Origin of the sequence: Mycolicibacterium psychrotolerans, assembly GCF_010729305.1 — a bacterium.
In the GTDB taxonomy this organism is placed as follows: Bacteria; Actinomycetota; Actinomycetes; order Mycobacteriales; family Mycobacteriaceae; genus Mycobacterium; species Mycobacterium psychrotolerans.
The window spans coordinates 3345089-3366704 of the sequence record NZ_AP022574.1; the positions used below are offsets into that span (position 1 = coordinate 3345089).

The window sequence follows — 21616 nt, forward strand, 5'->3', positions numbered from 1 at the left end:
GATCACCCTACGGGTGGGCGCGCCGCGCCCGATAGCCGTCTCCCGTCGCGACCAGCACATCCCCGTCGGGCGGACTGCCGCACGCGCGGTCGCAGCCGACATAGTGCCGATGCCCCGCGGCGGTGGCGTCGTGGCGGGCCGCCGCGGCGTCGGCGCGCACGTCGGCCAGCGCGTGCGCACAGCCGGGCCGGCCCGTACAGGCCGACACCGACAGCCACGGCGACGCCTCGTCGAAGATCAGCCCGAGCGGGGCCAGCACCCGCAGCGCCGCGTCTGCGACACCCTCGTCGAGATCGCAGATCAGCACCGACCGCCACGGGGTGATCACCAACGGCGCCTCCACCGCGGCCAGGTAGCGGGCCACCCCGGCGTCGAGCACCCCGAGCGGGACGGCGGCGCCCAGCGCGATCCGTCTGTCGTCCTGCTCGAGCCAGCCCACCGGGGGCCGGGTGGGCACCGGCCACGTCCGTCCGGGAGGCGTCGTCGCCCCCAGCGGGGCCAACAGCGCCGCCGGATCGGCCAGTTCCCTCACCCGCCAGGCTTTCCCGCGGATCTCGACGAAGCGCCGGGCGATCGACAGCAGCGCCTCGACCGCGTCGGCGACGGGGAGTCGCACCCCGGTGTCGGTTCCGGCGAGCAGCAGCGCGGCCGTGTCGTCGTCGAGGGCGTGCACCCCGGCGTCGGCGCCCAACCCCGAGATGTCGCCGCTGCCGTCGTCGATGCCGAACAGGAACCGGCCCGGCAACGCAGCCAGATCCGAATCCCGCTGCAGCGCCGCGTCCAGGGCGAGCACCGTCTCCCGGACGTCACACAGACCGCCGCGGCGCCCAGACAGGGGAGGGGCGACGATGTTGCGGATCTTCTCGTGCGTCGTCGACGGCAGCAGACCTGCGTCGGTGAGCCGGTCGGCGAGGGCGGCCGCATCGCGCACACCACGGATCTGCACATTGCCCCGCGACGTCAGCTCCAGCCCCGGGGCGGCGACGTCGAGGGCGGCCGTTGCGATCGCGTCCATCGCCGCAGCGGTCAGCATGCCGCCGGGAAGGCGGACGCGCGCGAGGTCGCCGTCGGCGGCCCGGTGGGTCTGCACGGCACCGGGGCACGCGTCGGTGTCGCGGGCCCTGGTCACGCGTCCACGGTACGCGGTGGCAGGTAGCCCGGGCGCGGCACGCAGGTGGGAAACGGCCCGCTGCCCCGCGATTCGAGTACCTCGCTACCCGTGATCTTGATGGTTGCCGGTCCTACTTTTCGAGGACGACGGGCCGGCGCCGCGGGCCCGCAGGATTCCAGGAGTGAACGACATGACCGAACTGACCATCGCACTCGACGCGCCCGCACCTGTCGCATCGGCCGAGCCTGCAGTGTTCGTGACCGAACGGGAGGTCCTGCTGGCATCGGCGGCGGCCCTGGGCGGCCCCGCGGTGCGCATCGCACGACGGCGCACCCTCTGGCAGGCGCTGTTCGTCGCGCCGATCCGGCCGCGGGCACCGCGGCGCACCCGGCGGCCGGATTTCATCGAGGAGGCGATGATGGCCCGGATGATGCAGCGGCTCTGATCCGCTCAGCCGGCCAGCCGCACCGGAACGACGATGTCGGAGTAGGCGGAGGCGTCACCCGCGATCACGCGGCTGCGCTCGCCGTGGACGTCGACGGGCACGTCGCCGGCCAGCGTCACCCGGGTGAGCCGGCGGAACTGGTTGTCGTAATCGGCGACGGCGTAGTGCTGGGTGGCCCGGTTGTCCCACACCGCGACGTCGCCGAGCTCCCAATTCCACCGAATGGTGTGCTCCAGCTTGGTGATCCGTGCCTGGAACAGATCGAACAGCGCGGCCGACTCAGTACGCCCGAGACCCAGGAAACCCTTGACGAAGTTGCCGAGCAGCAGGACGCGGCGGCCGGTCTCGGGGTGGATGCGCACCACGGGGTGCTCGGTCTCGTAGTAGTCGGACACGAACTCCTCGCGATACTGGCGTTCGGTGTCGGCCAATGCCTCCCGCCGACCGTCGATGTCCCGGGCGTAGTCATAGGTGTTGGTGTGCACCGCCCAGAGATTCTCGGCCAGCGCGCGCAGCGGCTCCGGCAGCCGGTCGTAGGCGGCCTCGGTCGACGCCCATGTCGTCGTGCCGCCGTAGGGGGGCAGCGTGACGGCGCGCAACAGCGAGGCCTTCGGGATGCGGTCGACGAAGGTGACGTCGGTGTGCCAGCTGTTGGCCTTGTCGTAGCGGGAGTCGATGGGCAGCACCTTGATGCCGCGGGACGTCACCGTCGGGTGCGCTGTCGTCGGGGTGCCGAGGGTGCGCGCGAACGCCAACTGACCGTCGTCGTCGAGACCGTGCTGGCCGCGGAAGAAGATCACCTTGTGCTCGAGCAGCGCCGCGTTGATCACGGCTGCCGTCGCGGGGTCGACGCCACCGGCGAGATCGACCCCCTCGATGCGCGCACCGATGACGGCGCCGAGCTTGACGACACGAAGCGTTGACATCGCTGAACCTCTCCCACACGCGCCGACCCCTGCCTCCACAGTCGCCCCGCAGGCCCGTGGCGCCCACCCTTAGATTCACCGAGAACCGAACCGGCGCCGTTTCGCCGCAGTCAAGATCGGGTAACGGACGACACCAAGAAGGGTGATCGCCAGCAAAGGCGGAGAAAGTCGAGGGACCAGTGGGGCTGCGGCTGTGACCTCGACCAACTCGGTGTGGAGTTACGTCAGCGCCCACTACCCTCAGCTGCTTTTCGACTCGTATCAGCACGTCAGCGCCGTCGTCCAGAGTGTCCTGATCGCGACGGTCGTGGGTGTCGTGATCGGGGTGCTGACCTACCGAAACCCCGTTGCGGCGAATCTCGCGACCGCGACGTCGAGTGTGATCCTCACCGTTCCGGCGTTCGCTCTGCTGGGTCTGCTCATCCCGCTGTTCGGCCTCGGGGTGATCCCCAGCGTGGCCGCGCTGGTGCTCTACTCGCTGCTGCCGATCATTCGGAACACGATCGTTGGGCTGGGCGGTGTCGACCCCGCGCTGACCGACGCCGCCCGCGGCATCGGTATGAGCCGGCTGACCACGCTGACGCGGGTGGAGTTGCGGTTGGTGTGGCCGGCGATCCTGTCCGCGATGCGGCTGTCCACCCAGATGTCCATGGGTGTGCTCGCGATCGCGGCCTACGTCAAGGGTCCGGGACTGGGCAACCTGATCTTCGCAGGCCTGGCCCGGGTCGGCAGCCCCACCGCCCTTCCCATGGCGCTCACCGGCACGCTGCTCATCGTGATCCTGGCGCTGGCCCTCGACGCCGTGCTCGTGCTGATCGGACGGCTCACCACATCGAAAGGCATTCGGTGACAACGCATACCGACCCGACCGGGGTCCGCATCGAGCTCGACCACGTGTCGAAGGTCTATCCGGGCGCCGAACAGCCCGCTGTCGACGACGTCTCGCTCGACGTCCCCGCCGGCGAGATCGTGGTGTTCGTCGGCCCGTCCGGGTGTGGGAAGACCACGACGATGCGGATGATCAACCGGCTCAGCGAGCCCACGTCCGGCCGCATCCTGATCGGCGACGAGGACGCGTTGTCGATCAGACCCACGGAGCTGCGGCGCTCGATCGGCTACGCGATCCAGCAGGCGGGGCTGTTCCCGCACATGACGATCCGGCAGAACGTCGGCCTGGTGCCCGGACTGCTGAACTGGCAACGCTCGAGGATCGACGACCGGGTCGACGAACTACTCGACCTGGTCGGGCTCGAGCCGGCGCAATACGCCGACCGCTACCCCCGCCAGCTCTCCGGCGGGCAGCAGCAGCGCGTCGGGGTGGCGCGGGCCCTGGCCGCCGACCCGCCGGTGCTGCTGATGGACGAACCGTTCGGCGCGGTCGACCCGATCACCCGCAGCACGCTCCAGGACGAACTGCTCCGGCTGCAAGAGGAATTGCGCAAGACCATCGTGTTCGTCACCCACGACTTCGGCGAGGCCGTCAAGCTCGGCGACCGCATCGCCGTCCTCGGCCAGCAGTCGAAGGTGCTGCAGTACGACACCCCGCAGAACATCCTGGCCAGCCCCGCCGACGACACCGTTGCCGGCTTCGTCGGCTCCGGCGCGTCGCTGCGTCAACTCGGCTTGCTGCGCGTGAAAGACGTTGCGCTGGAATCACGTCCGTCGGTGCTCCGCAACGACAGCGTGGAGCGGGCGCGTGCCACCATCGCCGGCAGTGACTGCGACTGGGCGGTGGTGGTCGACGACCGCGAGCGGCCGGTCAGCTGGGTGCGGGAGAATCGGCTGCGCCACGCCGGCTCCCTCGCCGACGCCGTCGAGCGCCTCGAGGTGGTCAGTACGCAATCCACCCTCGAGGACGCCCTGGAGGCGATCCTGGCCGAACAGCACGCCTCGGCCGTGGTAACCGGCCCCGGCGGCCGCTACCAGGGGGTGGTCACCCTCGACACGCTCATCGACACCATCACCCGGTTGCGCGCGGAAGCTGAGACCGACGGGGCCGGGGACGACCCGTCGTGAGCACGGTCACCGACATCGACACCGGTGCCACCCCGACATCGAGCGCGCCGGCCACCACCGCGGCCGAGCGGTTGCGGTTGTTCATCCAGCCGGTACTGGTGGTGATCGTCGGTGCCGCCGTCGTGTTCTGGGCGTTCGACCGCGACCTGACCGCCACCCAGCGGGAGAACATCAATCCGGGCAACGTCGCGACACTGATCTGGCAGCACCTGCTGATCACCGCGGCGGTGACCGCGATCGTCGTGCTGATCGGAGTGCCGGTCGGGGTGTTGGTCACCCGCCCGGGCGCGAAAGCGTTGCGGCCGTTGTTCATCGGCATCGCCAACGTCGGGCAGGCGGCACCCGCCATCGGGCTGCTGGTGCTGCTGTTCCTGTTGACCGCGCGGACCGGATTCTGGATCGGCGTGCTGCCGATCGCGCTGTACTCGCTGCTGCCCGTGTTGTCGAGCACCATCCTCGGCATCGACCAGGTCGACCGTGCGTTGCTCGACGCCGGTCTCGGACAGGGCATGTCGCGTGCCGCGCTGCTGGCGCGGGTCGAACTCCCGCTGGCGGTGCCGTTCATCCTCGCCGGGCTGCGCACCTCGCTGGTCCTTGCCGTCGGCACCGCGACCCTGTCGTTTCTGGTCAACGCCGGCGGTCTGGGCATCCTGATCGACACCGGATACAAGTTGCAGGACAACGTGACCCTCGTGCTGGGCAGCGTGCTAGCGGTGTGCCTGGCGCTGCTGGTGGACTGGCTGGGCGGGCTCGCCGAGTTCTACGTCGGGCCCAAGGGGCTGCGCTGATGCGCTGGGTGACGGCGCTGCTCTCGGCGGTGGTGCTCGTCGTGGCAGGTTGCGGGCTGGGATCGGGCAGCGCGGTGCCGCTGCAGGTCGGGCCCGCATCGATCCGACCCACCCCCGGGTTGGACGGCGTGAAGATCACCGTCGGCTCCAAGGAGTACACCGAGCAGGTCATCCTGGGCTACATCCTGCAGTACACCCTCGCCGCCGCGGGCGCCGACGTGCGCGACCTCACCGGCATCGTCGGATCCCGCAGCACCCGCGGCGCTCAGCTGTCCGGGCAGGTCGACGTGGCCTACGAGTTCACCGGGAACGCGTGGATCAACTATCTCGGTCACGAGAAGCCGATTCCCGATACCCGCAAGCAGTTCGAGGCGGTGCGCGACGAGGACCTCGAGCGCAACGGCATGGTCTGGCTGGAGCCCGGACCGATGGACGACACGTATGCGCTGGCCGCCGGCAAGCGCACGGTCGAGCGGACCGGGGTGCGCAGCCTGTCGGACTACGCCGCGCTGGTCATGCGGGATCCGGCCGCCGCCCGCACGTGCGTCGACACCGAGTTCCGGGCCCGTCAGGACGGCTTCCCGGGGATGGCTGCGGCCTACGGGTTCGATCCCGCCCGGGCCGACACCCCCATCCTGCAGGTCGGCATCATCTATCAGGCCACTGCCGACGGCACCCAGTGCGACTTCGGTGAGGTCTTCACGACCGACGGCCGGATCGCCGCCCTCGACCTCACCGTGCTGACCGACGACAAGCAGTTCTTCGCGCACTACAACCCCTCGGTGACGATGAAGCGGGAGTTCTTCGACGCGCACCCCGAGATCGCCGAGGTGACCGCGCCCGTCACCGCGGCGCTGACCAACGACGTCATCATCGAGCTCAACAAGCAGGTCGACGTCGACGGCCGGGATCCCAGCGTCGTCGCCCGGGACTGGATGGTCGCCCGGGGTTTCGTGACCACCGGTTGAGTGTGACCGCTGTCACATCCTCGGGCGAAGGGTTCCGTGCCGCACCTTTCCCGCTGTGAACCCGGTACCGGCGGTACCGTCCGCGTAGTGCATCCCGTCGATCGGGGTCACACGGAAAGGAACAACGATGTTCGCACTCATCGGTTTCGCAGCAGTCGTCACCGGGCTCGTGGTCGTCGCGGGCCTGCCCTACCGGCAGACCTGGTACGGCCGCTGGCACGGCTGATCGCGTCAGCCCATCGACGGTCGGTAGGTGCCGAAACTCCAGATGTTGCCGTGCGGATCGCGCGCGGCGAACTCGTGGGAGCCGTAGTCTTGATCGGTGACCGGTTGCACGATCTCGGCGCCGGCGGCAGCCGCCCGGTCATGCAGGGCATCGACGTCGGCCGCGGTGTCGATGACGACGTACACGACGACGGGGCCCCGCAGCGCGAACACGCCGTCACGGTCCGCGTCGTCGACCATCACCACACCGGTGCCGATCCGCATCTCGGCGTGGCGTAGCGGTTGATCGGCGTCCGGCGGGACCACCAGCGTCCGGACGGCGCCGAACGCGGTCGACAGCCACTCGAGGGCTTTGCGCGGGTCGGTGAACGGCACGACCGGCACCGCGCCGGCCACACTTCGGGGTGTTGTCATGACCTCGACGGTAGGAACGTCAGCCGGCCGGGTCTTGGACGGAATTGACCGCGCGGAGTTCGGCGGGCGTGACACCGGCGAGGTCGCGGACCTCTCGGCACAGGTGGGCCTGGTCGTAATAGCCGTAGTCCACGGCGACGGCGGACAACTCCACGCCGCGCCGCAGCGGCTCGAGCGCCCGCTCGAAGCGCACGATCCGCGCCACCGTCTTCGGTGGCAGACCGACCGCGTCGCGGTAGCGGTTGATCAGCCTGCGATGGCTCCAGCCCAGTTCGGCGGCGAGTGGGCCGATGGCGGTGCGGCCACCGCTCGCCGTGATGCGCGCCAGTGACCAGGCGACGCCCCGGTCGATGTCGGGGGCGTCGCCGAGTCGGCGCAGCAGCACCTGGTCGACCAGCGCGAAGCGGTCCCGCCAGCGCGGCACCTCCCCGATGCGTTGCACCAGGGTCGCGCCGGTGCGGCCGAGCACCGCCTCGATCGGAACCGTCTGATTGGCCAGCTCCGAGAGCGGCAGGCCGAGGATGCGTCGAGCGCCCAGCGGGGTCAGGTCGATCTGCAGGCAGCGCGCGGAGCCGGAGTGTCCGACGAGCACCGGGCCGTCGGTGAGGCCCGCGACGAACGACCGCAGCCGCAGCGGGGAGTCGGCGCGATCGCGGTGGGCGACCGTCCACCCTGCGTCGAGATCGATGATCACCGGCACGAACGTGCACGCCACTTCGCGGAAGGTGACCGGCCCGCCGCCGCGTGAGGTGAACCCCTCGTAGCGCAGCACCACGCTGCGCAGCGACGGGTCCGGGGTGCCGACGGCGACGCCCGAGGTCATGGACATCACCGTAGTCCGGTACGAATGGGGGGTGACGACCGTTCTGCTGCTGTCCACCTCCGACACCGACCTGATCACGGCCCGTGCCAGCGGGGCGGGCTATCGGTGGGCCAACCCGTCGCGGCTTGTCGACGGTGAGCTCGACGAGCTGCTGGCCGGCGCCGACGTCGTCGTCGTGCGCATCCTCGGCGGCTACCGCGCCTGGGAGGACGGTATCGACGCGGTGGCCGCCAGCGGGGTGCCTGCCGTGGTGGTGAGCGGGGAACAGGCGCCCGACGCCGACCTGATGAACCGGTCGACGACGCCGGGCGGCGTCGCGTTGCAGACCCACGTCTACCTCGCCCAGGGCGGCGTCGAGAACCTCGCGAACCTGCACGCGTTCCTGTCGGACACGCTGCTGATGACCGGCTTCGGTTTCGCCGAACCGACGAGCACCCCGGCGTGGGGGGTACTCGAACGCCGCGCCGGCAGGACCGACGGGCCCGTCGTCGCGGTGCTGTACTACCGGGCCCAGCACCTGGCGGGCAACACGGCCTACGTCGAGGCGCTGTGCGACGCCATCGAAGACGCCGGGGGCGTGGCACTTCCGGTGTTCTGCGCGTCGCTGCGCACGCCCGAGGCGGCGCTGATCGAGCTGCTCGGTACCGCCGACGCGATGGTCACCACGGTGCTGGCCGCGGGCGGCGCGACACCGGCGGCGGTGTCCGCGGGCGGCGCTGACGACACCTGGAACGTGGCTCACCTTGCGGCCCTTGACGTTCCGATCCTGCAGGGGTTGTGCCTGACGAGTTCGTGGGACGACTGGAGCTCCAATGACGACGGGATGTCGCCGCTGGACGTCGCCACCCAGGTCGCGGTGCCGGAGTTCGACGGCAGGATCATCACGGTCCCCTTCTCGTTCAAGGAGATCGACGCCGAAGGCCTGATCACCTACGTCGCCGATCCCGAACGCTGCGCCCGGGTGGCCGGACTGGCCGTGCGGCACGCGCGGCTGCGCTCGGTCGCACCCTCCGACAAGCGGGTCGGCCTGGTCTTCTCCGCGTATCCGACCAAGCACGCCCGCATCGGTAACGCGGTGGGGCTCGACACCCCCGCCAGCGCGATCGCCCTGCTGGGCGCGATGCGCGACGCCGGCTACGACGTCGGCGACGTGCCGGGCCTGGACGCCCGCGACGGCGACGCGCTGATCCACGCGCTCATCGAACGCGGTGGCCAGGATCCGGAGTGGCTCACCGAGACCCAGCTGGCCGGCAACCCGATTCGGGTGTCCGCCAAGGACTATCGCGCGTGGTTCGCCACCCTGCCCGCCGACCTCGCCGACGCGGTGGTCGAGCACTGGGGGCCGCCGCCGGGTGAGCTGTTCGTCGACCGCAGCCGCGATCCCGAGGGCGAGATCGTCATCGCCGCCATGCAGTCCGGGAACGTGGTGGTGCTGGTGCAGCCGCCCCGCGGCTTCGGCGAGAACCCGGTCGCCATCTACCACGATCCCGACCTGCCGCCCAGCCACCACTACCTCGCGGCGTACCGCTGGCTCGACGGCGCCTTCGGCAACAGCTTTCGGGCCGACGTCATCGTGCACCTGGGCAAGCACGGCAATCTCGAATGGCTGCCGGGCAAGACGCTGGGCATGTCGCCGTCGTGCGGCACCGACGCCGCGCTGGGTGATCTCCCGCTCGTCTATCCGTTCCTGGTCAACGATCCGGGGGAGGGCACCCAGGCCAAGCGCCGCGCCCACGCGACACTGGTCGACCACCTGATCCCGCCGATGGCCCGCGCCGAGACCTACGGCGACATCGCGCGTCTGGAACAGCTTCTCGACGAGCACGCCACCATCTCCGCGCTCGACCCGGGCAAGCTGCCCGCGATCCGCCAGCAGATCTGGACGCTGATGCGGGCGGCCAAGATGGATCACGACCTCGGCCTGGAGGACCGGCCCGACGAGGACTCGTTCGACGACATGCTGCTGCATGTCGACGGCTGGCTGTGCGAGATCAAGGACGTGCAGATCCGCGACGGCCTGCACATCCTCGGCCAACGGCCCACGGGTGAGAGTGAACTGGACCTGGTGCTGGCGATCCTGCGGGCGCGCCAACTCTTCGGCGGTGAGCAGACCGTGCCGGGCCTGCGGCAGGCCCTCGGTCTCGCCGAGGACGGCAATGACGAACGGTCGGCCGTCGACGAGGCGGAGGCGCGGGCGCGCGGACTCGTTGCGGCACTGCAGGACAGCGGCTGGGACGCCGGAGTGGTCGACTCGTTGACCGATGACGACGACGTGGCGGCGATCCTGCGCTTCGCGGCGACCGAGGTGGTGCCGAGGCTGGTGCAGACCTCCAGAGAGATCGACCAGGTGCTGCGGGCGCTCGACGGCCACTTCATCCCGTCCGGACCGTCGGGGTCGCCGCTGCGCGGGCTGGTCAACGTGCTGCCGACCGGACGGAACTTCTACTCGGTCGATCCCAAGGCGGTCCCGTCCCGGCTGGCGTGGGAAACCGGTGTGGCGATGGCGGATTCGCTGCTGGAGCGATACCGCGCCGATCACGGGCGCTGGCCGGAATCGGTGGGGTTGTCGGTATGGGGCACGTCGGCGATGCGCACCTCCGGCGACGACATCGCCGAGGTGCTCGCGCTGCTCGGGGTGCGCCCAATCTGGGACGACGCGTCACGGCGCGTCGTCGATCTGGAACCGATCCCGCTCACCGAACTGGGCCGGCCCCGTATCGATGTCACCGTGCGGATCTCGGGCTTCTTCCGCGACGCCTTTCCGCACGTGGTCGCGATGCTCGACGATGCGGTGCAACTGGTCGCCGGTCTGGACGAGCCTGCCGAGGACAACCTGGTGCGCGCGCACGCCCAGGTCGACCTTGCCGAGCACGGCGATCAGAGACGTTCGACGACAAGGATTTTCGGCTCGAAGCCGGGGACCTACGGCGCTGGTCTGCTGCAGCTGATCGACAGCCGCAACTGGCGCGACGACGCCGACCTCGCCGCGGTGTACACCGCGTGGGGCGGATTCGCCTACGGCCGCGGCCTGGACGGAGCGCCCGCCACCGACGACATGAACCGGGCCTACCGGCGGATCGCGGTGGCCGCGAAGAACACCGACACCCGGGAACACGACATCGCCGACTCCGATGACTACTTCCAGTACCACGGCGGCATGGTGGCCACCGTGCGCGCGCTCACCGGGACGGCGCCGGCCGCCTACATCGGCGACAACACCCGCCCGGATGCGGTACGTACCCGCACATTGTCGGAGGAGACGACGAGGGTGTTCCGCGCCCGGGTGGTCAACCCGCGCTGGATGACCGCGATGCGCAGGCACGGCTACAAGGGCGCCTTCGAGATGGCCGCTACGGTCGATTACCTCTTCGGCTATGACGCCACTGCCGGGGTGATGGCCGACTGGATGTACGAGCAACTCTCGGCGAGCTACGTGCTCGACGACGAGAACCGCAAGTTCATGGCGGAGTCCAATCCGTGGGCCTTGCACGGCATGGCCGAACGACTGCTCGAGGCCGCCGGACGCGGCATGTGGGCGGCGCCGGAGCAGGCGACGCTCGACGGGCTGCGGCAGGTTCTGCTGGAGACCGAGGGCGACCTCGAAGGCTGACCCCGTTTGTGACTCTCGGCATAGCCGGGCCGTCAATGGGTATGAGATCTGCGTCAGTTTTCAGGCCGGCGCCCAAAGGACCACGCAGTGACGGGAAACGGGGAGGACCCACGAGAAACACCGACCGAGAACGGGTCGGCGTCCTCACCTGAGTCAGCCGTGCGCGATGCGCTGTTCGCCGGAGTGGAGACCCTGTGCGATGACGCCGTGGGCTCGACGAGCCTGGACGGGGCGGCGGTGGCAGTGCCGAAGTCTCCCCGTGCGCGGGAGTTGATTCATGCCACCGACATCATCGCGCAGCGGCTCGACGAGCTGCAATTCACCATCGGTGACGGGCCGTGCCTCGAGGCTTTCGTCAAGAATCGCCCTCAACGGTGGGCCGACGTGACCATCAGCAGCAGCGCGCGAGCCCGCTGGTCGGCATTCGCCGTCGACGCCATCGGTCTGGGCGTCCGTGCGGTCTTCGCGTTCCCGGTGAACGTCGGAACCCGGCCACTCGGCGTCCTGGAGGTGTACCGCCGCGACGCCGGCACGCTCACCGACCGGGAGGAGCAGAGCCTCACCGACTACGCCACCGCCGTCGGGCACACCTTGATGGGTAACTGGTACCTGCATGCTGCCCGCACGGGCAGTGCTCCCAATACTCTCGACACCGTCGCCATCGTCGGTGCCGACAACGCGGGTGGGCATCCCTTCAGCCGCGCTGGGATACACCTGGCCGCCGGCATGATCGCGGTTCAGCTCGATGTCCCCGCTGGGGAAGGACTTGACCGGCTTCGCGCGTACTCCTACGGCCAGCAACGACCCATCAGCGAAGTCGCCGCTGACGTCATCAGCCACCGACTCAGCTTCGAAGACCATCGCGACGACGCTCGGTAGCGCGCTCCGTGTGTCAGCACGGGTAGCGCATCAGCGCCGTCCTCGCCCCATCGCCACGGCGGCTGAGGCGGCGCCCAATCTCGGCGAGCTACGTGCTCGACGACGAGAACCGCAATTTCATGGCGAGCCCAACCCGTGGGCCTTGCACGGCATGGCCGAGCGACTGTTCGAGGCCGCCGGGCGCGGCATGTGGGCGGCGCCGGAGCAGGCGACGCTCGACGGGCTGCGGCATGTGCTGCTGGAGCCCGAGGGCGACCTCGAAGGCGGACCCCGTTTGTCGGTAGGGGGTCGTAGGGTCGGTTTTGTGTTCGCACATGTGTTCGATATCGATGCGGAGGCCTCGGAGGCCGCGTTGCGCGAGGAGGTCGAGCGGCTGGAACGGCTGAAGTCGGCGGCTGCGGCCGCTCAGGCGCGGGTGACGGCGTTGTGGGCGGCCAAGCGGCACGCCGCCGAGGACGCCGCCGGGGTACCGGCGCGTAAACGGGGCCGTGGGCTGGCGTCAGAGATCGCGCTGGCCCGCCACGACGCACCGGTGTGCGGCAACACCCACCTCGGGATGGCCAACGCGCTGGTCCACGAGATGCCGCACACGATGGCCGCCCTCGAGGCGGGGGTGCTCTCCGAGTACCGGGCCACCCTGATCGTCAAACAGTCCGCCTGCCTGACCGTGGAAGACCGACGGGCTCTTGATGCTGAACTCTGCGCCGACCCCGACGCTCTGGTGGGGTTGGGGAATGCGCGGATCGAGGCGGCCGCGGCGGCGATCGCGGCCCGCCTGGATGCCGCCGCGGTGGTGGAGCGCAAGAACCGGGCCGCCCAGAGCGCCGGGGCCTGGACCCGCTGCGCCCCCAACGGGATGGTGTACCTGACCTTCCTGATGCCGCTGTCTCAGGGCATCGGCGTCTACGCCGCGCTCAAGCGAGAAGCCGACACCACCGGCGACGGCCGCCCGCGGGGACAGGTGATGACCGACACCCTCTACGAACGCGTCACCGGACGTCCGGCCGAGAGGCCCGTCCCGATCGCGCTCAATCTCGTGCTGGCCGACACCACGCTGTTCGGGGAGGACGACAGCCCCGGCTGGGTCCAGGGCTACGGCCCCGTCCCGGCGGTGGTGGTGCGCGACCTGGTCTCCGACGCCGTCACCGACGAGACCGCGAAGGCCACGCTGCGGCGGCTCTACCGGCACCCCTCCAGCGGGCAACTGGTGGCGATGGAGAGCAAAGCGCGGATCTTCCCGAAAGGGTTGGCGGCGTTCATCGGACTGCGCGATCAGACCTGCCGCACCCCGTACTGCAACGCCCCGATCCGCCACCACGACCACGCCACCCCGGCTCGCAAGGGCGGGAAGACCAGCGGGGGCAACGGGTTGGGCGCCTGCCAGCAGTGCAATCTGGCCAAAGAAGCCCCCGGCTGGACCGTCCGAACCCACGACACCGACGGCCGGCACACCGCCGAATGGACAACCCCCACCGAGGCGACCTACCACTCCACCGCACCACCAGTACCCGGACCCGCGCGAAGACGCAGCGTGATCGAAGGCAGGCTGAGCATCATGCTCGCCCACCCCCACGCCGCCTGAGGCGGCGCCGAACCGGCGCGGCTACATTGTTGCCATGCCCGTGACGTTCGCCGAGGTCGCCAAGTCCGAGTACATCTCGCTCACCACGTTCACCAAGGACGGCCGGCCGAAGCCGACCGCGATCTGGGCGGCGCCGGCGGGGGACCGGTTGATCGCGATCACCCAGGAGAAGTCGTGGAAGGTCAAGCGGATCCGCAACACGTCGAGGGTGACGATCGCCCCGTGCGACCGCGCCGGCAAGCCGAAGGGCGAGGCGGTCGAGGCCACCGCGCGGATCCTGGACAAGTCGGCGAACGCGGCAACCTACGACGCGCTCGGCAGGCGTTACGGCCTGCTCGGTAAGGCGTTCAACTTCGTCTCCAAGCTGCGCGGCGGTATGGACAAGAACGTCACGATCGAGCTGACGGCGGCCGGCTGAGAATGGCCCCCACCTTCACCGACGTCTACCGGGAGAAGTACCTGCTGCTGACGACGTTCACCAAGGACGGCAAGCCCAAGCCCACGCCGGTGTGGGGCGTTCCCGACGGCGACAAGCTGCTGATCATCACCGACGACGGGTCGTGGAAGACCAAGCGGATCAACAACACCCCGAGGGTCACGATCCAGAAGTGCGGTGTGCTCGGCAAGGTCAAGGGTGAACCCGTCGAGGCAGTGGCCAGGATGCTGCCGAAGTCGGAGACCCGGCGGGTGTTCGACATGATCATCCGGCGCTACTGGAACCACGCCTGGTACTTCATCCCGCAGGCGATCCTGCGCGGCGGCATCGACAAGGTGCACGCCGCGATCGAGGTGACGGCCCCGCCCGCCGACGGCTAGGAACCCGGAGCCCGCCCCGATCGTTGGCACAGCATGGCGATGAGGCTGTTCGCACTGTATGCGGTGGTCGAGCTGGCGGTTCTGGTGGCGCTGGCCTCGACGATCGGCTTCGGCTGGACCCTGCTGCTGTTCGCGGCCACGTTCCTGGTCGGTCTCGCGCTGGCCGGCTCACAGGTGCGTCGCCACATCCGGCGCCTACGCTCCGGGCTGACCGTCACCGACGCTGCCGGCGCCGTGACCGACAGTGCGCTCGTGGCGCTCGGTACGGTGCTCGTCGTGATCCCCGGCCTGGCCACCTCCGTCCTCGGCGCGCTGCTCCTGTTGCCGCCGACCCGCGCCGTCGCACGTCCCGTCGTCGCCGCGATGGCCGCGCGGCGCGCCCCGCTGATCATCGGTGTCAGCACCGTGGGCGGCGCCGCGGGCCGCTACGCCACCCGCCCGGGGCGCCCCGACTACATCGACGGCGAGGTCATCGACGTGGTGGACGCCGCGGCAGAGCCGCCGAACGCCGAACCGCGCCGCCTGCCGGAGTGAGCGCCACCCGTCTTCTGCTGGGCGGCTGCATCCACAGCCCCGCCATGCCCGATGCCACCGCCATCGCGGTGCGCGACGGGGTGGTGGCGTGGCTGGGCAGCGACGACGTCGGCCGCGCGCAGTTCCCCGACGCCGAGGTCACCGACCTCGACGGGTGCTTCGTCGCCCCCGCCTTCGTCGACAGCCACGTCCACGTCACCGCCACCGGCCTGGCCCTGACCGGGCTGGATCTGCGGCACGCCACCTCGCGCCGGCACTGCCTCGAGATGCTCGGGCAGTACGCCCGCGCCCATCCCGACGGTGTGCTGTGGGCGCACGGGTGGGACGAGTCGGCCTGGCCGGAGGCCGAGCCGCCGAGCACCTCCGACGTCGACGCGGCGGTCGGGACGGGACGGATGGCATATATGGCCCGGATCGACGTGCACTCGGCGCTCGCGTCGACCGCGCTGCAGCGCAGCGCCGGTGTCCACGGCGAGGCGCCGCTGACCGCCGACGAGCACCACCGGGTCCGGCGGATCGCCCGCGAGCACCTCACGGCCGCGCAGCGCACCGATGCGCGCCGGGCCGCGCTGGACGACGCGGCGGCGCGCGGCATCGTCGCGGTCCACGAATGCGCGGGACCCGACATCGGGGGTCTGGACGACTGGCGTGAGCTGCGCGACCTGCGGCACGGCGTCGAGGTGATCGGCTACTGGGGACAGCAGGTCAGCACCGCGGCGCAGGCCCGCGAGCTGATCGCCGAGACCGGTGCGCACGGGCTGGCGGGCGACCTGTTCGTCGACGGGGCGCTGGGATCCCGCACGGCATGGCTGCACGAGCCCTACGCCGACATCCCGCCCGACTGCCCGGCGCCGACCGGCAACGCCTACCTCGACGTCGACGCGATCACCGCGCACCTGGCGGCCTGCACCGACGCCGGGATCACGGCCGGCTTCCACGTCATCGGCGACGCGGCGGTGTCGGCGGTCGTGACCGCGCTGGACACGGTCGTCGAGCGCGCCGGCAGTGTGGCCGTCGCGCGCTGCGTACACCGGCTCGAACACCTCGAGATGGTCACCTCCGAGCAGGCCGCCAAGCTCGGCGGCTGGGGGGTGATCGCGAGCGTGCAACCCGCCTTCGACGCCGTCTGGGGCGGCGCAGACGGGATGTACGCCCAGCGCCTTGGTGCGTCCCGCGCGGCCCGGATGAACGATTTCGCGCTGTTAGCATCCCAAGGCGTGCCACTCGCCTTCGGTTCCGATGCGCCGGTGACCGACATGAACCCCTGGGCCGCCGTGCGGGCGGCGACGACGCATCACACCCCCGGAAGCGCGGTGTCCGCGCGCGCGGCGTTCGCGGCCGCCACTCGCGGCGCGTGGCGCGCAGGCGGAGTCCGCGACGGGGTGACCGGCACGCTCGTGCCCGGTGCGCCGGCGTCGTACGCCGTCTGGGAGGCCGACGAGCTCGACGTCACCGCGCCGGCCGACGCGGTGCAACGCTGGTCCACCGATCCGCGGTCGCGGGTGCCGCTGCTGCCACGGCTGGACGGTCCGCTGCCGCGGTGCCGGCAGACCGTGCACCGGGGCGCGGTCCTCCATGGCTGAAGCTCGGTCGCGGCTGCGCCGGTTCGGCCAGGCCGTCGTGGACCGGTTACCTCAGCTCAGCGTCGCCATCGTGGCCGGTCTGGCGCTGTGCGCGAGCTTCCCGCCCTTCGGATGGTGGTTCACCGCGATCCTGGCGTTCGCGGCGCTGGGCTGGCTGCTCACCCGACCGTCGACGACGGCGGCCGGCGGGTTCGGGTACGGACTGGTGTTCGGCCTGACCTTCTACGTCCCCCTGCTGCCCTGGATAAGCGGCCTGGTGGGCGCGGTTCCGTGGCTCGCGCTCAGCCTCGTCGAGGCGCTCTTCCCGGCCCTGTTCGGGCTCACCGCGGTCCTGGTCCGCAGAACCCCGGGCTGGCCGTTGTGGTTCGCCGGACTGTGGTCGGGGCAGGAGTGGCTGAAGTCCACGGTGCCGTTCGGCGGCTTCCCCTGGGGCGTCGTCGGCTACTCCCAGACCCGCGGCCCGGCTCTGCCGCTGGCCTACTTCGGCGGTGCCCCGCTGCTGTCGTTCGCGACCGTTCTTCTCGGGTTCAGCGTGGCGGCGCTGACGTACGAGGTGATCCGCTGGTGGCGCAGCGACGCAGCGGCCCGCGCGGCCGCGCCTCCTGCCGTCGTGCTGCCCGGGCTGTGCATCAGCCTGGTCCTGCTGACGGCCGCGCTGGCCTGGCCGCACGTCCGCAAGTCCGGCGCAGGCGCCGGCGACGAACCACCCGTCACGGTCGCGGCCGTACAGGGCAACGTTCCGCGCCTGGGCCTGGAGTTCAACGCCCAGCGCCGCGCGGTCCTGGACAACCACGTCCGCGAGACGCTTCGGCTGGCAGACGACGTGCGGGCCGGCCGCGCACCCCAGCCCATGTTCGTGATCTGGCCGGAGAACTCGTCGGACATCGATCCGCTGGCCAATGCCGACGCGGGCCAGGAGATCTCCAGGGCCGCCGCGGCCATCCGCGCGCCGATCCTCGTCGGCGGTGTGCTGGCCGCCCCCGGTTACGGCCGCGACAACCCCGTGTCCACGAACTCGGTCATCGTCTGGAACCCAGAGACCGGCCCGGCCGATCGCCACGACAAGCAGATCATCCAGCCGTTCGGCGAATACCTGCCGTGGCGGAGTTTCTTCAGCAAGCTCTCGCCCTACGCCGAGCGCGCCGGGTATTTCGTGCCCGGTCAGGGCGACGGGGTCGTGCGGGCGGCCGGCGTGCCCGTCGGTGTGACGACGTGCTGGGAGGTGATCTTCGACCGGGCAGCCCGCGAAGCGGTGCGCAGCGGCGCGCAGGTGCTGGCGGTGCCGAGCAACAACGCGACCTTCGACGAGGCGATGAGCGAGCAGCAGTTGGACTTCGCCCGGTTGCGCGCCGTCGAACACGACCGCTACGTCGTCGTCGCGGGCACCGTCGGCATCAGCGCGGTGATCTCCCCGGACGGCCGGGAGCTGGCGCGGACCGCGTTCTTCGAGCCCGCCTACCTCGATCAACAGATCCGGCTGCGGACCGCGCTGACCCCGGCGACGCGGTTCGGTCCGTACGTCGAGGCGCTGCTGATCAGCATCGGTGTTGCGGGGATCCTGGCAGCCATGCTGCACAATGGTCTCTTCGTGCCAGCAAGAATCAGGGGTCGGCGATCGACGACCGACAACGGCAAAGGAGCCACATGAGCGTCCCCGGTGGCCCCGGTGGCCACGAAGCCGTGGAGAAGCCCAGCGCGCGGACTCTGGTCATCATCCCCACCTACAACGAGCGCGACAATCTGCTCAAGATCGTCGGCCGCGTGAACGACGCGGCGCCTGCGGTGCACGTGCTGATCGTCGACGACGGCAGCCCCGACGGCACCGGCCGACTGGCCGATGAGCTCGCGCTGGCCGACCCCGACCGGATCCACGTCATGCACCGCAGCTCCAAGGACGGGCTCGGGGCGGCCTACCTCGCCGGATTCGCGTGGGGTCTGAGCCGTCAGTACACGGTGCTGGTGGAGATGGACGCCGACGGTAGCCACGCGCCCGAGCAGCTGTATCGGCTGCTCGACGCGATCGACGCCGGCGCGGACCTGGTGATCGGCTCGCGCTACGTCGACGGCGGCGAGGTGCGCAACTGGCCGCGGCGCCGGCTGGTGCTGTCCAGAACCGCGAACGGATATTCGCGGATCCTGCTCGGCGTCGACATCCACGACATCACCGCGGGCTACCGCGCCTACCGCCGCGAGGTGCTCGAGAAGATCGACCTCGCGGCCGTGGACTCGAAGGGTTACGGCTTCCAGGTCGATCTGACGTGGCGATCGATCAACGCCGGCTTCACCGTCATGGAGGTTCCGATCACGTTCACCGAACGCGTGCACGGCGTCTCGAAGATGGACGGCTCGACCATCCGCGAGGCGATCGTCAAGGTCGCCCAGTGGGGGTTGCGCGCCCGGCTGGATCGGGCGCGCGGCACCGCGCGCTGACTATCCGCGGCGGCGGGTCTTGATGATCTCGAGGCGCTCCTTGAGCAGTTCCTCGAGCTCCTCCACCGAACGTCGCTCCAGCAGCATGTCCCAGTGGGTACGCGGGGGCTTGACCTTCTTGGGCTCGGGAACGTCACCCTCGATCAGGGTGCCCTCCATGCCGTTGCGGCACAGCCAGGTGCCGGGGATCTCGGCGTCGTCGGCGAACGGGACGTCGAATTCCTCGCCGTTGTCGGTGCGGTAGCGGGCGACCTGCCGCGGAGCCAAGTCGTGGTTGCGGTCGGTCTCGTAGCTCACGGCTCCGAGGCGGCTGCCCCTCAAGACACGATCAGCCATCGTCAACTCCTCTGTAAGCGCATGTGGTCCGGGTTAAACAACGCAGGTGTGCCACGAAGAGTTCCCGACTCGGCCCCTGATGATACCGGGATCGGAGTATCGGCCGGTTTAGAGTCGGGCCGTGACAGCGTCCCCCGGCCAGATGACCTCCCGCGGCGGCACCCGGAACCGCCCGCAGACCTGCCGCTGGTGCGGACGGGAAGTCGCCGATGCCGGGCTGGGCCGGCGCCGCCAGTATTGCCGCCAGTCGTGCCGCCAGCGCGCCTACGAGCAGCGGGCTCTGGTCAAGGGCACCGCGGTCGCCGAGGACGCCGTGGTGCTCAGCGCCGAGGAGGCCTCCGAGCTGTCCGATCGCGTGTACCAGGTCCGGTGTGCCGCCGAGGACATGGCCATCGCGATCGAGGAAGGCGCCGGACCCGGCGAACTGCGCGAGCTGTGCGACGCGGTGATGCGGGCCGCGCGCGCGGCCGACGGCTGGCGCTGAGCCGGCGCTCTTTTCCTCACGCAGAATCAAACGCTTCATCGCTGAACAGGCCGGGCGTAGCGTCGCCTCACCGTGACCAGTCCCGCCGATCTGGCCGTGCCGTTGGCCCCCGCCGCCCCGCGCCCCCGGGCTCAGCGCAGGTGGATGCTCATCCGGCTCGCCTCCCCGTTCGCGCTGCTGGCGCTGTGGCAGATCGGCAGCGCGCTGCGCCTCATCCCGCAGGACGTGCTGCCCGCCCCCTCACTGATCGCCGAAGCCGGGGTCGAGCTGATCAGGACCGGCCAGCTCGCTGATGCCCTTGCCGTATCGGGCGTCCGGGTCGTCGAAGGCCTGCTGCTCGGCGGCGTGGTCGGCATCGCGCTCGGCATCGCGGTGGGCCTGTCGAGGTGGTTCGAGGTCACCATCGATCCACCGATGCAGATGGTGCGCGCGCTGCCGCACCTCGGCCTGATCCCGCTGTTCATCGTGTGGTTCGGCATAGGCGAGTTGCCCAAGGTGCTGCTCGTCGCGCTCGGGGTCAGCTTCCCGCTGTACCTCAACACGTTCTCGGCCATCCGCCAGGTGGACCCCAAACTGTTCGAGACCGCGCAGGTGCTCGGTTTCTCGTTCTGGCAGAAGCTGCGCACGATCATCGTGCCCAGTGCGGCGCCGCAGGTGCTCGTCGGCCTGCGGCAGTCCCTGGCGATCGCGTGGCTGACGTTGATCGTGGCCGAACAGATCAACGCGGACAAAGGAATCGGATTCCTCATCATGAACGCCCGCGACTTCCTGCGGATCGACATCATCATCTTCGGTCTGATCATCTACGCGCTGCTGGGCATCGGCACCGACGCCGTGGTCCGCGGACTCGAGAAGCGGGCATCGAGGTATCGCGCATGACCCTCACCTCAGACGCGTCCACCTCCGTGACGGGTGCCCGTGCCGACAGTGCAGGCGAGCTGCGCGGGGTCGACAAGTGGTACGGCGCCCACCATGTGCTGACGGACCTCTCGGTGCGGATCGGGCGCGGCGAGATCGCCGCCCTGATCGGCCGCAGCGGCTCGGGCAAGTCGACCGTGCTGCGGGTGCTCGCCGGCCTGTCGAACGACCACACCGGCGAACGTGTGGTGGCCGGCGCGCCTGCAGTCGCCTTCCAGGAACCCCGGTTGTTCCCGTGGCGCGACGTGCGCACCAACGTCGCCTACGGACTGACCCGCACCGGGCTGGCGAAGGCAGAGGCGCTGGCCCGCGCCGAGCAGGCCCTGGCCGACGTGGGCCTGGCCGATCGTGCCGAGGCGTGGCCGTCGACGTTGTCAGGCGGTCTGGCGCAACGGGTTTCGTTGGCCCGAGCCCTGGTGGCCGAACCGCAGCTGCTGCTCCTCGACGAACCGTTCGGTGCGCTGGACGCGCTGACCCGGCTCTCGATGCGGGCCCTGCTGCTCGACCTGTGGCGCGAACACGGCTTCGGTGTGCTGCTGGTGACTCACGACGTCGACGAGGCGGTCGCGCTCGCCGATCGGGTCCTCGTGCTGGAGGACGGAGCGATCGCGCACACCCTCGAGATCCCGGACCCCCGGCGCGCTCCCGGCCAGGGCCACACCGACCGCTACCGCGCCGAGCTACTCGACACGCTCGGCGTGCAGTCCTGACCATCGTCGACGAGGGGA

At 70.4% G+C, this 21616-nt stretch carries 22 protein-coding genes; 17 read left to right on the forward strand and 5 right to left on the reverse strand.

Going from position 1 to position 21616, the window contains the following annotated elements; all coding sequences use genetic code 11:
• Positions 1 to 7 precede the first annotated feature (7 nt).
• Positions 8 to 1129: a precorrin-3B synthase gene (gene cobG, locus G6N45_RS16340; protein ID WP_163723212.1), complete on the reverse strand. Its 1122-nt coding sequence runs from the start codon at positions 1127 to 1129 to the stop codon at positions 8 to 10.
• Between the two features lie 172 nt (positions 1130 to 1301).
• Here cobG and G6N45_RS16345 point away from each other — a divergent pair, with 172 nt between their 5' ends.
• Positions 1302 to 1556: a hypothetical protein gene (locus G6N45_RS16345; RefSeq protein WP_163723213.1), complete on the forward strand. Its 255-nt coding sequence runs from the start codon at positions 1302 to 1304 to the stop codon at positions 1554 to 1556.
• Positions 1557 to 1561: 5 nt separating this feature from the next.
• Here G6N45_RS16345 and G6N45_RS16350 read toward each other — a convergent pair whose 3' ends face one another.
• Positions 1562 to 2482 carry a TauD/TfdA dioxygenase family protein gene (locus G6N45_RS16350; protein WP_163723214.1) on the reverse strand — a complete coding sequence of 307 codons (921 nt, stop codon included), beginning with the start codon at positions 2480 to 2482 and terminating at the stop codon, positions 1562 to 1564.
• Between the two features lie 193 nt (positions 2483 to 2675).
• Here G6N45_RS16350 and G6N45_RS16355 point away from each other — a divergent pair, with 193 nt between their 5' ends.
• Genes G6N45_RS16355 through G6N45_RS16370 form a run of 4 tightly spaced genes read left to right on the forward strand, consistent with a single transcriptional unit; the run spans position 2676 to position 6254 of the window.
• The gene (locus tag G6N45_RS16355) at positions 2676 to 3332 is read left to right on the forward strand and encodes an ABC transporter permease (protein ID WP_163723215.1); all 657 of its coding nucleotides are present in this window, start codon (positions 2676 to 2678) and stop codon (positions 3330 to 3332) included.
• Positions 3329 to 4498, forward strand: a complete 1170-nt coding sequence (locus G6N45_RS16360) for an ABC transporter ATP-binding protein (RefSeq protein WP_163723216.1) — start codon at positions 3329 to 3331, stop codon at positions 4496 to 4498. The genes G6N45_RS16355 and G6N45_RS16360 overlap by 4 nt, the downstream gene beginning before the upstream one ends.
• Before the next feature lie 14 nt (positions 4499 to 4512).
• A complete protein-coding gene (locus tag G6N45_RS16365; RefSeq protein WP_163728561.1) occupies positions 4513 to 5286 on the forward strand; it encodes an ABC transporter permease in 774 nt (257 codons plus the stop codon).
• Positions 5286 to 6254 carry a glycine betaine ABC transporter substrate-binding protein gene (locus tag G6N45_RS16370; RefSeq protein ID WP_163723217.1) on the forward strand — a complete coding sequence of 323 codons (969 nt, stop codon included), beginning with the start codon at positions 5286 to 5288 and terminating at the stop codon, positions 6252 to 6254. Before G6N45_RS16365 ends, G6N45_RS16370 begins: the two co-directional genes overlap by 1 nt.
• A 231-nt stretch (positions 6255 to 6485) precedes the next feature.
• On the opposite strand, the gene G6N45_RS16375 is transcribed toward G6N45_RS16370, so the two are convergent.
• Together G6N45_RS16375 and G6N45_RS16380 are read right to left on the reverse strand one after the other, a co-directional pair.
• A complete protein-coding gene (locus tag G6N45_RS16375) occupies positions 6486 to 6893 on the reverse strand; it encodes a VOC family protein (protein WP_163723218.1) in 408 nt (135 codons plus the stop codon).
• 19 nt (positions 6894 to 6912) lie between these two features.
• Entirely contained in the window at positions 6913 to 7716 is an 804-nt protein-coding gene (locus G6N45_RS16380) for an AraC family transcriptional regulator (RefSeq protein WP_163723219.1), read from the reverse strand.
• Here G6N45_RS16380 and cobN point away from each other — a divergent pair.
• The 9 genes from cobN (at position 7715) to G6N45_RS16425 (ending at position 19150) form a co-directional block, all read left to right on the forward strand.
• The gene (cobN, locus tag G6N45_RS16385; RefSeq protein ID WP_163723220.1) at positions 7715 to 11326 is read left to right on the forward strand and encodes a cobaltochelatase subunit CobN; all 3612 of its coding nucleotides are present in this window, start codon (positions 7715 to 7717) and stop codon (positions 11324 to 11326) included. The two genes, G6N45_RS16380 and cobN, sit on opposite strands and share 2 nt — an antisense overlap.
• Before the next feature lie 159 nt (positions 11327 to 11485).
• Entirely contained in the window at positions 11486 to 12205 is a 720-nt protein-coding gene (locus G6N45_RS27855; RefSeq protein ID WP_220100580.1) for a GAF and ANTAR domain-containing protein, read from the forward strand.
• Positions 12206 to 12509: 304 nt separating this feature from the next.
• Positions 12510 to 13787: an HNH endonuclease gene (locus tag G6N45_RS27860; RefSeq protein ID WP_407664340.1), complete on the forward strand. Its 1278-nt coding sequence runs from the start codon at positions 12510 to 12512 to the stop codon at positions 13785 to 13787.
• Positions 13788 to 13821: 34 nt separating this feature from the next.
• Positions 13822 to 14205 carry a PPOX class F420-dependent oxidoreductase gene (locus G6N45_RS16400; protein WP_057148730.1) on the forward strand — a complete coding sequence of 128 codons (384 nt, stop codon included), beginning with the start codon at positions 13822 to 13824 and terminating at the stop codon, positions 14203 to 14205.
• 2 nt (positions 14206 to 14207) lie between these two features.
• Entirely contained in the window at positions 14208 to 14603 is a 396-nt protein-coding gene (locus G6N45_RS16405; protein ID WP_163723223.1) for a PPOX class F420-dependent oxidoreductase, read from the forward strand.
• Positions 14604 to 14636: 33 nt separating this feature from the next.
• On the forward strand, positions 14637 to 15137 hold the full coding sequence (locus tag G6N45_RS16410) for an FxsA family protein (protein WP_163723224.1): 501 nt from the start codon (positions 14637 to 14639) through the stop codon (positions 15135 to 15137).
• A 44-nt stretch (positions 15138 to 15181) separates the two neighbouring features.
• Entirely contained in the window at positions 15182 to 16720 is a 1539-nt protein-coding gene (locus G6N45_RS16415; protein WP_163728563.1) for an amidohydrolase, read from the forward strand.
• Positions 16713 to 18368: an apolipoprotein N-acyltransferase gene (lnt, locus tag G6N45_RS16420; protein WP_163723225.1), complete on the forward strand. Its 1656-nt coding sequence runs from the start codon at positions 16713 to 16715 to the stop codon at positions 18366 to 18368. The genes G6N45_RS16415 and lnt overlap by 8 nt, the downstream gene beginning before the upstream one ends.
• Positions 18365 to 19150, forward strand: coding sequence for a polyprenol monophosphomannose synthase (locus G6N45_RS16425; RefSeq protein ID WP_163723226.1), 786 nt, complete (start codon positions 18365 to 18367; stop codon positions 19148 to 19150). Before lnt ends, G6N45_RS16425 begins: the two co-directional genes overlap by 4 nt.
• On the opposite strand, the gene rbpA is transcribed toward G6N45_RS16425, so the two are convergent.
• Complete coding sequence (rbpA, locus tag G6N45_RS16430; protein ID WP_043409883.1) at positions 19151 to 19486, reverse strand: RNA polymerase-binding protein RbpA; 336 nt, start codon at positions 19484 to 19486, stop codon at positions 19151 to 19153.
• A gap of 142 nt (positions 19487 to 19628) precedes the next feature.
• Between rbpA and G6N45_RS16435 the strand changes: the two genes are divergently transcribed.
• From G6N45_RS16435 to G6N45_RS16445, 3 genes are all read left to right on the forward strand, one after another.
• Positions 19629 to 19970, forward strand: coding sequence for a hypothetical protein (locus tag G6N45_RS16435; RefSeq protein WP_048416373.1), 342 nt, complete (start codon positions 19629 to 19631; stop codon positions 19968 to 19970).
• A gap of 144 nt (positions 19971 to 20114) precedes the next feature.
• On the forward strand, positions 20115 to 20849 hold the full coding sequence (locus G6N45_RS16440) for an ABC transporter permease (RefSeq protein ID WP_163728565.1): 735 nt from the start codon (positions 20115 to 20117) through the stop codon (positions 20847 to 20849).
• Positions 20846 to 21598 carry an ABC transporter ATP-binding protein gene (locus G6N45_RS16445; protein WP_163723227.1) on the forward strand — a complete coding sequence of 251 codons (753 nt, stop codon included), beginning with the start codon at positions 20846 to 20848 and terminating at the stop codon, positions 21596 to 21598. Before G6N45_RS16440 ends, G6N45_RS16445 begins: the two co-directional genes overlap by 4 nt.
• The last annotated feature ends 18 nt before the right edge of the window (positions 21599 to 21616 follow it).